Below are 13,403 nucleotides of genomic sequence, written 5' to 3'. Positions count from 1 at the left end.
TTTTGACATGAAACCCGACATTGCCGCGCTCCTGGCATTCCTGCACACCGGCGGTCCCGCGCTCTGGGCCATCGCGGCCCTGTCCGTGCTGACGCTGGCGATCATCCTGTGGAAACTGTGGAGACTGGGCCTTGCCGGGGCATGGTCGGAGTCCCAGGCGGAAAAGATGGTCGCCGCGGCTTGCGACGGCACCGACAGGATACGGCCCGAAACGTCACTGCCCACGACGCCGCGCAACGTGCGCGCCCGTTTCGTCGAGGGAACGCTTGCGACCCTCGCCCTGCCCGAACAGCTGGCCCGCGAGGAAACCGCCCGGCTGGCGCAGCGGGAATTGCAGCAGCTTCGCACCGGTCTGCGTCCGTTGGAACTGATCGTCACGGTCGCCCCCCTGATCGGCCTTCTGGGTACGGTTCTCGGCATGATCGACGCCTTTCAGGCGCTGGAAACCAGCGGCGGACAGGCCGACCCTTCGGTTCTGGCCGGCGGTATCTGGGAAGCCCTGCTGACCACTGCCGCCGGGATGGCGGTGGCAATCCCGGCGGCAATCGCGCTCAGCTGGTTTGAATCCGTCGCGGACCGGGTCCAGTCCGACATGGAAGACATGGCGACCCGCCTGTTTACCCGCCGGGCGACAAGGGACACGGTGGCGGCCTGATGTTCAGCTTTTCCGAACCACGGCGCAGCCGCAAGCCCAGCCTGACACCGATGATCGATGTGGTGTTTCTGTTGCTGGTCTTCTTCATGCTCGCGTCGCGGTTCGGCCATGACGCGGCGTTGTCCCTGGCTGCTGCAGGCGGTGGCGCGCCATATGAAGGCCCGCCGCGGCTGGTCGTCGTGACAGAAACCGGACTGCAGTTGAACGGCCAGCCCCTCACCGCCGAAGACCTGCCCGGCAGGCTGGCCCCGCTGATGCGCGACCGCGATGACCTGGTCGTGCTGCGCGCCGACGCGGATACCAGTCTGCAACGGCTGATCGGAGTGGCGCAGAGTCTGCGCCGATCCGGCATCACGAACCTTGCCGTGGTGGAGTGACGCCGATGCAGTTCACCCGTTCCCGCCGCCGTCCGCATGCCGAATCCGTCGTTCCGATGATCAACGTCGTGTTTCTTCTGCTGATCTTCTTCATGATGACGGCCCGGATCGCCCCGGCACCGCCTTTCGATCTCACATTGCCGGAGGCCGATTCCGACGAGGCGGTCGCGGACTTGGAAACCCTGTACGTTTCCGCCGCCGGGATGATCGCCCTTGGCGGCCAGACAGGAGAAGACGCCTGGGCCGCCATCGAAGCCGCGGAATCAGTGGAACAGGTGACGATCCGGGCCGATGCGGAATTGCCGGCCAGGGACCTGGCGTCCATCCTGTCGCGCCTGGCGAAAGCCGGCGTCACGCGGTTCAGTCTCGTGGTGCGGCAGGAATGAGGGCCGCGGTTGAAATCGGCTTCTTTCTGGCCGTCGCTGCGGGCGTTCACGTCGCGGTCTGGCAGGGCGCGGATTCCGGCGGCGCGCCCGGCGCCGGGGAGGGCGGCGACGCGCTGATATCGCTCCAGGCCAGCAGCCCGTCGCTGGAGGCGCTGGTCGATCGATGGCAGCGCGAACCGGTCGTGGCGTCCAGTCCCGCCCCGATGACACCGGATCCGGCCATCCCTCCGACGCCGATCCGCCGGACTGCACCGGAACAATCGGTTCCACGGCTGACCGCCATCGAGAGCCTGCCCATGTCAGCGAGCGAACCGTCGGCACCCGTCTCCGTTGACCGCGCTTCTCACGACTACGCCTTTGCATCGCCGGAACGTTCGATCCGCCCGCCGCAGCGACAGCCGCAACCCAGTCCACCCCGGTCCGCGCTCGCCAGCCCCGGACAAAAGGCCGCGGGACGCGGCCAACGCAGCCAGGCCGGAAACAACGGCGCATCGCGTTCGGCCGCCGCCGACTCCTCGCAGTCCCCTGCCCTGATGGCGACCTGGGGACAGGCGATCCGGGCTGAAATCGAACGGCGCAAATCATTCCCGAAAGGGTTGCGGGTGGAGGGTTCGGTCACGCTGGCGATTGCCGTGCACAGCAATGGCACGGTGTCCGCGGTCAGGATCCGCAAGTCATCGGGACACCCGGCGCTGGATCAGGCCGCCATCGCGGCTGTCAAACGCGCCCGGATTCGCAGCGCACCCAAGGGGCTTGCGACTGGCGTTCACCAGTTCGTTCTGCCGATGTCCTTCCAGCCCTGAAACCGGCCCGTCCGCTTCCCGGCCGTGCCCCTTGGGCAACGGTCGGCGCCGCCATATGTCATCTGCTTTCCTGTTCCGCACGCACATGGCAGGATCATTTCTGCCGAAGATGCGTCGCGGTGCCGCTAGGCGCGCCGAGAAGGAAATGGTCCGGTCGTGAAACAGGATTTCCAGTTCGAAATGATCCCGGCGGCCGAGACCGGCGAGGCAGTCCTGCGCCTGATCGGCACGCTCTCCGTCAATACGGTGACCCAGGTTCACGAAAACCTCGGAGACCTGAAGCCTTGCGATCGTCTGGTCGTCGACATGGCAAAGGTCGTCCGTCTCGACACCGCCGGCGCCTGGGCCCTGTCCGATCTTGAAAGGCGGCTGACCGGTTCCGGCGGCACGATGGAGATGCGCAACCTCAGCGCGGAAAGCGCCCAGTTGCTGGAAAGCGTGCGCCGCGCCATGCCCGAAAAGGAAGGGGCGCCTCCGGACCGCAAGGATTTCGCTGCGCTTCTGGAACGCATCGGACAGACCGTGGTTGCCGGCGCCAGGTTCCTGCTCGAACTGACCGGCTATCTCGGCCTCTTTTTCGCCCGTCTCGGCCGGGTGATGCGGCACCCGAGCGAATTTCGCCTGACGGCCCTTGTCGCCCATGCCGAGGATGTCGGTTTGCGCGCCGTCCCGATTGTCGCCCTCATGGCTTTCCTGATCGGCGTGGTGCTCGCATTCCAGGGGTCTGCCCAACTGCGGCAGTTCGGTGCCGAAGTTTTCGTCGTGGACCTGATCGCAATCTCGATCCTTCGGGAGTTGGGAATTCTGCTGACGGCGATCATCGTCGCGGGCCGGACGGCTTCGGCCTTCACGGCGGCCATCGGGTCGATGAAAATGCGCGAGGAAATCGACGCGATGCGCACCCTTGGCCTCGACCCGGCGACAGTGCTGTTCCTTCCGCGAATCCTCGCGCTTCTCGTGATGTTGCCGATCCTCGGCCTGATTGCCGATGTCATGGGGCTGTTCGGCGGCGCGCTGATGGCCTGGATCGATCTCGGGATTTCTCCGTCGATGTTCCGCACCCGGTTGGTCGAAGGCACGGATGTGTCCCATGTTTTCGTCGGGCTGGTGAAGGCCCCGGTCTTCGCGCTGATCATCGGTGTCGTGGGATGCCATGCCGGAATGCAGGTCAAGGGCGACGCGGAATCGCTTGGCCGCATGACATCGAACGCGGTCGTGACCGCGATCTTCGCGGTCATCGTCGCCGACGCCATGTTTTCGATCTTCTTCGCGCAGATCGGGCTATGATGGACTCTGGACCCCGCGAAACCGTGATCCGCGTGCGCAGCCTGAAGAACCAGTTCGGCGCGCATGTGGTGCACGAAAACCTGGATCTGGACGTCTATCGCGGCGAAATTCTCGGCGTCGTGGGCGGGTCCGGAACGGGGAAATCCGTGCTGCTGCGGTCGATCACCGGATTGCAGAAGCCAAAGGCCGGATCGATCGAGGTTTTCGGCGTGAACGTGCTGTCCGAAGAGGAGTCGGCGCGCGAATCGCTGGAAGAACGCTGGGGCGTCATGTTCCAGGATGGCGCGCTTTTCTCTTCGCTGACCGTGCGCGAGAATGTCGAGGTGCCGATGCGATCGGTTCCGGGCCTCGCACCCGCGATCCGGCGCGACCTTGCCGATCTGAAGATCTCGATGGTGGGCCTTCCCTATTCGGCAGGGGACAAATACCCGGCGGAACTTTCGGGCGGCATGCGGAAACGGGCCGGGCTGGCGCGCGCCCTCGCGCTCGACCCCGAGATCGTTTTCCTTGATGAGCCGACCGCCGGCCTTGACCCGATCGGTGCCGCGGCCTTCGACACGTTGATCCGGAACCTGAGCCGGTCGCTTGAACTTACCGTTTTCCTCGTGACCCATGACCTCGACACGCTTTATGCGATCTGCGACCGTATCGCGGTTCTGGCCGAGAAGAAGGTTCTCGTCACGGGGAGTCTTGAAGATATGCAGAAGGTTGAGCATCCTTGGGTGCGCGAATATTTTCACGGCCCCCGCGCCCGCGCCGCTTCTGAAACGCAGGCGTCCCGCGTTGCCACCGGAGAAGAATGACGATGGAAACGAGGGCCAACTACATCCTGATCGGCGCCTTCGCCCTGTCCGGGTTTCTGGGTATGCTCGCGTTCTTTCTCTGGTTCGCGAATATCCAGCTTGACCGGCAGTTCGCCTATTTCGATATCGATTTTCCGACGGTGTCCGGGCTGAGCGACGCATCGGACGTGCGCTTTTCCGGTCTGCCGGTCGGGCAGGTCGTCGATGTGCGGTTGTCGCCGGAGCGGGACGGGCGCGTGCGGGTCAGGGTCGAAGTAGGGGCGGATACCCCGGTGCGCACCGACAGTGTCGCCACGATCGAAGCGCAGGGCGTGACCGGCGTATCCTTTGTGGGCATCTCGGCAGGCACGCCGGAATCCCCGCTTCTCGCCGCCGCGTCGCCGGACGACATCCCGATGATCGAGGCGGGGCAGTCGGTTTTGCAATCACTGTCGCAGGATGCACCCGAAATCCTTGCCGAAACGCTGGAAGTCGTGCGGCAGTTGCGGCAGTTGATTGGCGGCGAGAACCAGCAAAGCGTGCAGAACATCCTGCGGAATGTCGAACAGTCGTCGGCATCCTTTGCCCAGGCGCTGGATGACTTTTCGGTGGTCAGCGGCACGGTGTCGGATTTCGCGCGCGAAATCGACCGGTTCAACGACATGCTGGATTCGCTCACCACCGATGCCTCCGGCGTTCTCAAGTCCGCGGAATCCGCGCTCGGCTCGATCGACGCGCTGTCCGCCGACGCGCAAAACGTTCTGGCGCAAGGCTCTGACACGCTCGAACGGGCGGAAGGCGCCATCGCCAGCGCCGACCGCTATATCCGGGAAGACCTGACCTCCGCGACACGACAGCTCGACCGTTCGGCGGCTGACATCCAGTCCCGCTTCGCCGTCCTCAGCGACCGCGCCGACCTCCTGATGGGAACCTATACCGAAACCGGCGAGACGGCCAACCTGCGCCTCGGCGAAGCGAAAGAGACCCTGGCGGCGGCGCATGCTCTGATCGGCCGGATCGAAGAAACGCTGGCCAGCGTGGACAATGCCGCGCGACGGCTCGATGGGGCGATTGCCGAAGGCGCTGAACCGCTGATCGCGGAACTCCGCATCGCCACGACCGAGGCCACGTCGGTCATCCGGATGATCGGGGATACGGCGGAAACCGACCTGCCGGCGATTCTCGACGATATCCGCAGGGCGACCGAGACCGCTTCCAGCGTCGCCACGACTGTCGGAGCGGACCTGTCTTCCGCCTCGGGCCGGCTGGATGATCTCGCCCGGAAGGCGGAAGAAACGCTGGACGGCGCGCGCGTCACTTTCGCCAATGCGAACGAAACCCTGTCGGCGATCAACGCCGCGCTGGAGACAGGGGATCGCGCCCTGAAAGCCGCGAAATCGGCGTTCCAGGGCGCGGACCGTGTCCTGAACGAAGACGCCACGGAAATTGCCGAACGGTTGCGCATGACCCTGTCGCAACTCGAAGCCACGGTCGCCAGGGTCGCGGACGAAATTCCCGGCGTGACGGAAGACCTGCGCGCCGCGAGCCGTTCGGCGGAATCCGCCTTTGCCCAGGTCAGGGCCGCCGTCGAAGAGAGCGCCCCGGAGGTCCGCAATTTCGCGGCAACCGCGCTGCCGCAATACGCCCGGCTTGCCACCGAGACCCGCGCCCTGATCAGCAATCTCGATGCATTGCTCGCGCAGATCCGACGCGACCCGAGCCGATTTTTCCTAGACCCACGCGCCCCGGAGTTCAGACGATGAATGTGAAGATGCGCCTGCCGACCCTGTGTCTCTTGCTGCCCTTGGCGCTGTCCGGCTGCTCCGCGCTCACGGCATTGGGAGATGCCTCGCAACCGCTGGAAATCTACGAACTGCGCACGCCCGAGGTGCCTCGGTCGGCGTCGCGCCGGGCTGTCGAACTTGTCGTCCAGGCGCCCGCCGCCAGCGGCGCGCTCGCGACCGACCGGATCATGATCCGGCCCGCGCCGCTTCAGGCGCAATACCTGCCCGGAGTGCGGTGGGCGGACACGGCGCCGGTCATGATCCAGACCCTGCTGGTCAGGGGACTCACCGAAACCGGCAGGTTCGCGTCGGTCGGCCGCAGTCCGGTCGGACCAATTTCCGATTTCACGGTGCTGGGCGAGTTGACGGATTTTCAGGCGGAAACGGTGGCCGACGGGCGCGCATCGGTTATCCGGGTCCGACTCGTTCTGCGGCTGGTTCGGGAAAGCGACAGCAGGGTCGTCGCCACACGGGCTTTCGCCGTCACCGAAAACACCGCTTCGACCGATCCCGATGCGCTTGCGGCCGCGTTCGATGGTGCGACCTCGCAGCTTCTGGCCGAAGCCGTATCATGGATCGTCGCACGCACCTAGGCGTCCGGAATCCGGGGTCCGTTCGGGCCGGTCTCCGTTTGCCGTGATCGGTCAACCCTGTCCCTGACCGGGGTCTGACGAAATGGTGCAACGAACGTCGCGAACCCGAAATAGATCTTTTGTTCCGGATCGGGCGGTTTATCGTCGGTCGCATGAAGGACGACAGCAGCCATGATGCCTATGGGCCCGCGAAGATCGCGCTTCTCGTGGAAGATGTCGGCATCGCCAAGGCCCGGCTTCCGCTCTTTCAGATGTTCGTGCTCGCCATCCTCGCCGGGGCCTTCATAGGGTTCGGTGCAGCCGCCTACAGCGCCGTCATGTCCGGCATCGATCCGGCATTCGGCCCCCACAAGCTGCTCGGCGGCGTGGTCTTTTCGCTGGGCCTTGTTCTGGTCGTTGTCGGGGGCGCGGAACTGTTTACCGGCAATGCCCTGATGGTCATGGCCGCCGTCGACCGGAGAATCACGGCGCCGGAACTGCTGCGTAGCTGGACGGTCGTCTACCTGGGAAACCTGGCGGGCGCGGCCGGGCTTGCCCTCGCCTTCGGGTTTTCCGGACTTCTGGACGGCCCGATGGGAGAGGTCGCGGCGCGGATTTCCCAGGCGAAAGCCGCCCTGCAACCCGTCGAGGCGTTCTTTCGCGGCGCTCTGTGCAATGCGCTGGTGTGTCTCGCCATATGGCTGACCTTTGCGGCCAGGACGGTTAGCGGGAAAATCCTGGCCATCCTCTGGCCGATCAGCGCATTCGTCCTGCTGGGTCTCGAACACTCCGTCGCGAACATGTATTTCTTTCCGCAGGGATGGCTGGCGGCGTCCGGGGTGCCGGTGGGCGATGCGGTGCGCAACCTGGTCTGGGTCACTTTGGGCAACATCGCAGGCGGTGCGGGCGGCGTCGCCCTGGCCTATCGTTTTGCCTATCTCGGAAAGCCCGCGCGCTGACGCGGCACGGGATCCGGCTGGCCTGTACCGGGTTTGCGGTTTTTCCTTTTGGACAGGGATGATCCGCCCTGCCGGAGTGATCCGGATCGCGGCATTCCCCTTCGTCGCGATGCAAACTTGAAAATTCCTGCTCTTGCGATAACCTGCCAGCAACCGCGCTGGCAGAAAACCGTGCCTGGACCGTCCTTTCTTGAGAAGCGAGAGGTTGCTTTGCAGATCCTGAGATCCCTTTTCATAGCCGCGGCCATTCTCATTGCCCCGGTCCCTGCCCTGGCCCAGGATCGGGCGGTAGACGTGCGCTTCCCCGCCGGCGCGACGGGAACGACCCTGAGCGACAGCGTGACCGGCCGCGATACCGTTCTCTACAAGCTCGGGGCGGAAGCGGGGCAGACCATGAATGTCGTCCTGTCGTCAAACAATGCCGCGACTTATTTCAACGTATATGCGCCCGGCAGCGGACCCGGCGACGAGGCGTTCGTGATCGGTGAATTCACCGATCCGATCAACAATTGGTCCGGCACCCTGGACATTTCCGGGGAATACACGGTCGCTGTCTTCCTGTATCGTGCCGCCGCGCGCCGGGGCGAAACCGCCGAATTCACACTGGACCTCTCGGTTCTGGGCGAAACCGGCGCGCGCGTCGAAGGCGATTTCGCCGATGGTCTGGCCGGCGGACCGGATTTTCTCCAGGTCTCCGTGTCCGGCGGCGGCACCCTGAACATGCGCGCGGGTCCATCGGCAGGGGCCAGCATCATCACGCGGCTCTCCAATGGCCAGAACCTGCGCAATCTCGGCTGCCGCATGGCCGAGGGCGGCCGGTGGTGCCGCGTCGCGACCATGGCCGATCCGGGTTTCGAAGGCTGGGCCGCGGGCGATTTCCTGATCGAAGGGTCGGGCGTCGCAGCGGAGCCCGCCGGTTCGGGAGCAGCGATTTCGGTGGGTGACGGCGACGAACGGGTGCAGTTCGCAGCCGGCGCATCGGGTGCCGAACTTCACGGGCTGCTGGCGCCGGGCGAGTCGCGCCGCTATTCGCTCAACGCGCGCGACGGCCAGTTCCTGACCGTGCGGGTCACGACACAATCCGCGCCGATTTCATACCAGATATTCAATCCGGACCGGACCTTCCTGCTCGACATGATTTCGACCGAACGCGATTACCGGGGCCAGTTGTGGCAATCCGGAGATCACGTGGTCGAGGTCATCAACAGGACCAACGGCGATGCCATCTATTCGGTGATTTTCGGTATCGAGTGACGCGAAATCAGAAATCAAGCCAAGGAGAATGAGATGAGACGTTTTGTCATCGCCGGCGCAATCGGCGCTTCGCTGTCGCTGTCTGCCTGCGTCGAAGATACCGGGGGTTCCGGCGCCTCCGGCACGCCATCAACCGCCGAACAGGCCTGCCTGCGCGATGTGACCGTCGCCACGAACAATCCCGATGTCGTGCTGCTCGGCTCGGAATTCTCCGAAGCCGGGACGCTGGTGCGGGTCGGCGTGGGCGAGAACCAGGCGCCGTGGCAGTGCATCGCCTACAATGACGGAACCACCGCCGGAATCCAGTCGCTCACCGATGAAGGAATGCTCTGACCGGCCATCGTGAGGTTTTTGGATCATCGTCTTCCGGGGGCTGGCCGCATGATACGCGGCCACCGTCGCCATTGCCGCGCAATCGGCGTTGTCGGGAGCCTCTTTGGCGCCGCAACCTTTCGCTGCCGTCTGCGTGTTGATTGCATCCATGAATGATGCTGCCGTTCACAGAAACCCATCCGTGAACGGCAATCTTGTCCCTTCGCCCTTTGTCACCGAACCTCGACCACGACGCTCTCGATCCCGCCAGTGAAGGCAAACGGGGGCTCATACGCGGCGGTGACCGGCTGGCCGCTGTCCTCTCCAATGCCGAAAGTGTCGATGCCGAAGCGCCCGCCGACGGTGGTCTCCATCCTGCCTGTTGCCACCTCGGTGCCATTGACCGTGAGGGTGATCTCCGCGCCCTTGCCGGCCTCGCCCTCCGCGCCCTGGTAGGAGAAATCAAGGATGATCTCGGCCTCTCCCGCCGGAAGCGGCTCGGCACCCTGCACGACTGTGTGCTTCTCGAACAGGTTGTAGTCGAACACCGGCACCCCGCCATCGAGATACAGCACCATCCCGGCAGCGACACCGCCGAAGCCCATGATGACGCCCTCGGTGTCGGCGCCTTCGGTTTCGACCTTTGCGGTCAGCGTCCAGGAGCGGTTCTTCATCGGCGGTGCCGCGGGTTCCGCGATGCGGATCGCGCCTTCGTAGTAGGTGTAGGTCGTGGCCCCTTCGTCGGCCCCCGGCACCGGCGGCTTGGCGATGGCCAGTCGCCCCGCGCCGCGGTCATCGAGCGGCAAGACGCCGTATTTCTCGAACGCCTCGTGCAACATCGCCTTCAATTCCGCGAGTTTCTCGGGATTCTCGGCGGCAAGATCGTTGGCCTCGGAGAAATCCTCGTCGAGGTTGTAGAGCTCCCACCTGTCGTTTTCCCACTCGCCAGGGGCGAAATCCTGCCGCCACGGGAAGGTGTGCTGCGCGTTGGCCTTCCAGCCGTCGGCATACATAGAGCGGTTGGAAAACACCTCGAAATACTGCTGGGTGCGGCCCATGTAGCCCGGGTCGGTGAAGCTGGCGAGGAAGCTCTCGCCCTCCAGCGGTTTCTGGTCGATCCCGTTCACCCTGTCCGGCATCGGGATGTTCGCCGCGTCAAGGATCGTCGGAACCACGTCCACCAGATGCAGGAAGGCGGTGCGCGGGGCGGCGTCATGTTCGATGCGGGCGGGCCAGCTGATCACCATCGGATTGCGGGTGCCGCCGAGATGCGAGGCGACCTGCTTGACCCACTGGAACGGCGTGTTCCCGGCCCAGGCCCAGCCGACGGGGTAGTGTGGCTCGGATTCCGGCCCGCCCAGCTTGTGAAGGTTCGCCTTGATGTCCTCGATGTCGGACGGGATGCCGTTGAGGTTCATGATCTCGTTCAGCGTTCCATCCGGCCCGCCTTCGGAGGATGCGCCATTGTCGCCGACAATGTAGACCACCATCGTGTTCTCGGCATCCGGCAATTCCCTGACCGCGTCCAGAAGGCGGCCGACTTCCTGGTCGGTGAAGGCGAAATACCCCGCGAAGTTCTCGAACAGTGCGTTGTAGACCTCCTTCTGGTCGTCGCTCAACGTGTCCCACGCAGGCACCCAGTCGGGGCGCGGGGTCAGTTCGGTGCCCTCGGGCACGATCCCCATCTCCCGCTGCCGGGCAAAGACCTGATTGCGGTATTCCTCCCAGCCCATGTCGAAGGCGCCGTCGAACGTCTCGCGCCATTCGGCCGTCACATGGTGCGGCGCGTGCATGGCGCCGGGGGCGAAATACATGAAGAACGGCTTGTTCGGCGCAACCGACTTGGCGAACTTCATCCGCGCGATGGCCCGGTCCGTCATGTCGGTCATCAAATGGTAGCCCTCTTCAGGCGTCGTTTCAGGCTCGACGGGCACCGTGTTCTCGAACAGCACCGGGTAGTACTGGTGCGTCTCGCCCGAATTGAATCCGTAGAAATAGTCAAAGCCCATGCCCGTCGGCCAGCGGTCGAATGGGCCGGTGACAGTCTGTTCCCAGTCCGGCGTGTTGTGGTTCTTGCCGAACCACCATGTGGCATAGCCGTTGTCCTTGAGGATCTCGGCAATGGTCGCGGTCTCCTTCGGCAACATGGTGGAATAGCTCGGGAAGCCCGTCGCCCATTCCATCAGGAAACCGTTGCCGGAGCTGTGGTGATTGCGGCCGGTCAGAAGCGCCGCGCGGGACGGGCCGCAGATGGCGGTGGTGTGGAAACGGGTAAAACGCAGCCCCTCTTCGGCCAGCTGGTCCAGCGCCGGGGTCGGGATCAGCCCGCCAAATGTGGAGGTCTGGCCAAAGCCCACATCGTCCAGCAGGATGACGATGACGTTGGGCGCCCCCTCGGGTGCCGCGACCGGCTCCTGCCAGTCGGAAACCGAATCCTGATACGTTTCGCCGATGGTGCCCTCGAAAGGGGCAAGCGGAATGGGAAGGTTGCTGCGGTCGGGCCAAGCCTGGGCCTGAACCTGGGTCGCAAGCATCAGGGTGGCCGTCGCCAAAATGAATCTCGCCATGTCAGCTCCTCAGTTTTCGACGGCTGCAAAAGAAGCCGAACGGTTCCTTGTGTCCAATAGGATTTGCCGAGCCGAATCGGCCCCTTGTCACCAGGTTTGAATATCATGGAGGCATGCGCTAGCTTGCACATAATTGTGCAAGTCGTGGAATTCGAGATGACTCAGCCGGACCCCGCCGCAATCTTCCATCGCAAGGGGTGGCTGGCCGCCCAGCCCGAGCCGTTTCGCAGAGCCTGGTTGGAAGTTGGCGAGTTGCGTACCGTGCCGCGCGGCATCCACCTGTATTCGCTGGGCGACCCGCCCGGCGGGATCTACGGGCTGGCAGAGGGGTTTGCCGATGTCCTGGTGGCATCAGGTTACCAGTCGCCCTTCCTGGGCCATATCGCCCGTCCGGGCTGGTGGGTCGGGGAGGCGGCTGCCGTCACCGGCTCTCCGCGTCGCGTCGAGATCCGCGCCCGAACGGAAATGCAAGTCTGCTACGTCTCGCTTCAGGACATCGAAGAACTTGAGTCGCGCTTCCCCCGCCTGTGGCGTTCACTGGCGCAAATGACAGTGACGCACCTGGACAATGCCCTGATGCTTGCGTCCTGCCTGGTCAAGGGGGATGCAAGGACCAAGATTGCCGGCACTCTGATCCGGCTTGCCGGGTCAGACATGCGCGAGGACGCCGATATCTCGGTCCCCTGTTCGCAGCAGGAACTGGGGGAAATGGCGGGGCTTTCCCGCAACAGCGCAGGTCCGGCGCTGAGAGGCCTGGAGCGCGACAGGCTGATTGCGCGCGAAACCTACGGTTGGATCAGCTTCAATCCGGTGCGTCTGGCAGACAAGATGGAGTCCGACCTCGATCGCGGCGCGCGGTGACCAGAATCTGCATCGGCCCAAAAACAGCGCCAGGGCGAAGGGTCTCGGGAGAATCTGTCGGAAGCGCTCAGGCGATCATAGTTTTAACGAAGCCTCTGGCCTGCTGAAGAGATCCTCAGTCTTGTTCGACGTCGATGCGGTCGCCGCGCCGGAATTCGTTTCCGCGACCATGCCGGGCACATGTGCACTCGCCGCTGCGCTCATGCCGGCCGGCGCCGATCAGGCCGTCGACATCGCTCTCCATGATCAGCTGCAAAACGGCCTCGGCAATGCCGCGCAGGAAGTCACCCTGATCGTGCTTGGCCAGAAGCTCGGACAGGTCCATGTTGGTTTTGGTCATCCGGGTCTCCGTAGGGTTCGTGGTTGAAGCGTCGAAACTCCACCTCGACCATACACCTCGATGGCCGCCCGCATTACACCGTTGAAGGCGCGGAAATTTCACCACGTACTCGGACACTAACCGTTCGGCTCCACCGTCCGGTGACAATCTGCGCCGACAAGGCACGCGCCTACCCGCTCGTCATCCGCGAGATTAATCACCGATATGGCCCGCATTTCGACAGCATCCGGCATATCGACGGAAAATGGCGGAACGATCGGATCGAGATCGACCACGCCGCGCTGAAACGGCTCATCGGATACCGCCAGAGATTCTGCTCGTTGCGAACCGCAAAGGCGACCCTCAGCGGGATCGAGACGATCCGGACCATCAAACGCGGCCACATCCATCACAAAGAACCAGACATCAGAGGCGAAATCGCGTTTATCAGGGGGCTGTTCGAGCACGCCGCATAGGGACACAGA

At 64.2% G+C, this 13,403-nt stretch carries 13 protein-coding genes and 2 pseudogenes; 13 read left to right on the top strand and 2 right to left on the bottom strand.

Translation table 11 applies throughout. The features are described from left to right. The first annotated feature begins 7 nt into the window (after positions 1-7). The 11 genes from QO034_RS16510 to QO034_RS16460 all read left to right on the top strand — a co-directional run bounded on the left by QO034_RS16510 (position 8) and on the right by QO034_RS16460 (position 9,192). Positions 8-655 carry a MotA/TolQ/ExbB proton channel family protein gene (locus QO034_RS16510; RefSeq protein ID WP_284486630.1) on the top strand — a complete coding sequence of 216 codons (648 nt, stop codon included), beginning with the start codon at positions 8-10 and terminating at the stop codon, positions 653-655. Next, positions 655-1,032: an ExbD/TolR family protein gene (locus QO034_RS16505; protein ID WP_284486629.1), complete on the top strand. Its 378-nt coding sequence runs from the start codon at positions 655-657 to the stop codon at positions 1,030-1,032. The genes QO034_RS16510 and QO034_RS16505 overlap by 1 nt, the downstream gene beginning before the upstream one ends. Before the next feature lie 5 nt (positions 1,033-1,037). Beyond that, positions 1,038-1,418 carry an ExbD/TolR family protein gene (locus QO034_RS16500; protein WP_284486628.1) on the top strand — a complete coding sequence of 127 codons (381 nt, stop codon included), beginning with the start codon at positions 1,038-1,040 and terminating at the stop codon, positions 1,416-1,418. Then, positions 1,415-2,221, top strand: coding sequence for an energy transducer TonB family protein (locus QO034_RS16495; protein WP_284486627.1), 807 nt, complete (start codon positions 1,415-1,417; stop codon positions 2,219-2,221). Before QO034_RS16500 ends, QO034_RS16495 begins: the two co-directional genes overlap by 4 nt. A gap of 180 nt (positions 2,222-2,401) precedes the next feature. Next, a complete protein-coding gene (locus QO034_RS16490; protein WP_284486657.1) occupies positions 2,402-3,508 on the top strand; it encodes an ABC transporter permease in 1,107 nt (368 codons plus the stop codon). Next, a complete protein-coding gene (locus tag QO034_RS16485) occupies positions 3,505-4,311 on the top strand; it encodes an ABC transporter ATP-binding protein (RefSeq protein ID WP_284486626.1) in 807 nt (268 codons plus the stop codon). The genes QO034_RS16490 and QO034_RS16485 overlap by 4 nt, the downstream gene beginning before the upstream one ends. Further along, positions 4,308-6,053 carry an MlaD family protein gene (locus tag QO034_RS16480; RefSeq protein ID WP_284486625.1) on the top strand — a complete coding sequence of 582 codons (1,746 nt, stop codon included), beginning with the start codon at positions 4,308-4,310 and terminating at the stop codon, positions 6,051-6,053. Before QO034_RS16485 ends, QO034_RS16480 begins: the two co-directional genes overlap by 4 nt. Next, positions 6,050-6,667 (top strand): ABC-type transport auxiliary lipoprotein family protein, encoded by a 618-nt coding sequence (locus QO034_RS16475; RefSeq protein ID WP_284486624.1) that lies wholly within the window; start codon positions 6,050-6,052, stop codon positions 6,665-6,667. Before QO034_RS16480 ends, QO034_RS16475 begins: the two co-directional genes overlap by 4 nt. Before the next feature lie 152 nt (positions 6,668-6,819). Further along, the gene (locus QO034_RS16470; protein ID WP_284486623.1) at positions 6,820-7,605 is read left to right on the top strand and encodes a formate/nitrite transporter family protein; all 786 of its coding nucleotides are present in this window, start codon (positions 6,820-6,822) and stop codon (positions 7,603-7,605) included. A 294-nt stretch (positions 7,606-7,899) separates the two neighbouring features. Next, positions 7,900-8,859, top strand: coding sequence for an SH3 domain-containing protein (locus QO034_RS16465; RefSeq protein ID WP_284486622.1), 960 nt, complete (start codon positions 7,900-7,902; stop codon positions 8,857-8,859). Positions 8,860-8,892: 33 nt separating this feature from the next. Further along, positions 8,893-9,192, top strand: a complete 300-nt coding sequence (locus tag QO034_RS16460; RefSeq protein WP_284486621.1) for a hypothetical protein — start codon at positions 8,893-8,895, stop codon at positions 9,190-9,192. Positions 9,193-9,404: 212 nt separating this feature from the next. Here the strand turns inward: QO034_RS16460 and QO034_RS16455 are convergent, their stop codons facing one another. Beyond that, entirely contained in the window at positions 9,405-11,738 is a 2,334-nt protein-coding gene (locus QO034_RS16455; RefSeq protein WP_284486620.1) for a sulfatase-like hydrolase/transferase, read from the bottom strand. Between the two features lie 144 nt (positions 11,739-11,882). Here QO034_RS16455 and QO034_RS16450 point away from each other — a divergent pair, with 144 nt between their 5' ends. Beyond that, positions 11,883-12,599, top strand: a complete 717-nt coding sequence (locus QO034_RS16450) for a Crp/Fnr family transcriptional regulator (RefSeq protein WP_284486619.1) — start codon at positions 11,883-11,885, stop codon at positions 12,597-12,599. 166 nt (positions 12,600-12,765) lie between these two features. Here QO034_RS16450 and QO034_RS16445 read toward each other — a convergent pair. Then, positions 12,766-12,939: pseudogene (locus QO034_RS16445) on the bottom strand (transposase); the annotation flags it as partial. A 122-nt stretch (positions 12,940-13,061) separates the two neighbouring features. On the opposite strand from QO034_RS16445, the pseudogene QO034_RS16440 reads away from it, so the two are divergent. Next, positions 13,062-13,394, top strand: a pseudogene (locus QO034_RS16440) (DDE-type integrase/transposase/recombinase); the annotation flags it as partial. Positions 13,395-13,403 lie beyond the last annotated feature (9 nt).

Source organism: Sedimentitalea xiamensis (assembly GCF_030164465.1).
GTDB lineage: Bacteria > Pseudomonadota > Alphaproteobacteria > Rhodobacterales > Rhodobacteraceae > Sedimentitalea > Sedimentitalea xiamensis.
Note: the sequence above shows the minus strand (reverse complement) of the source record. Positions and strands in the feature narration are given on the sequence as shown.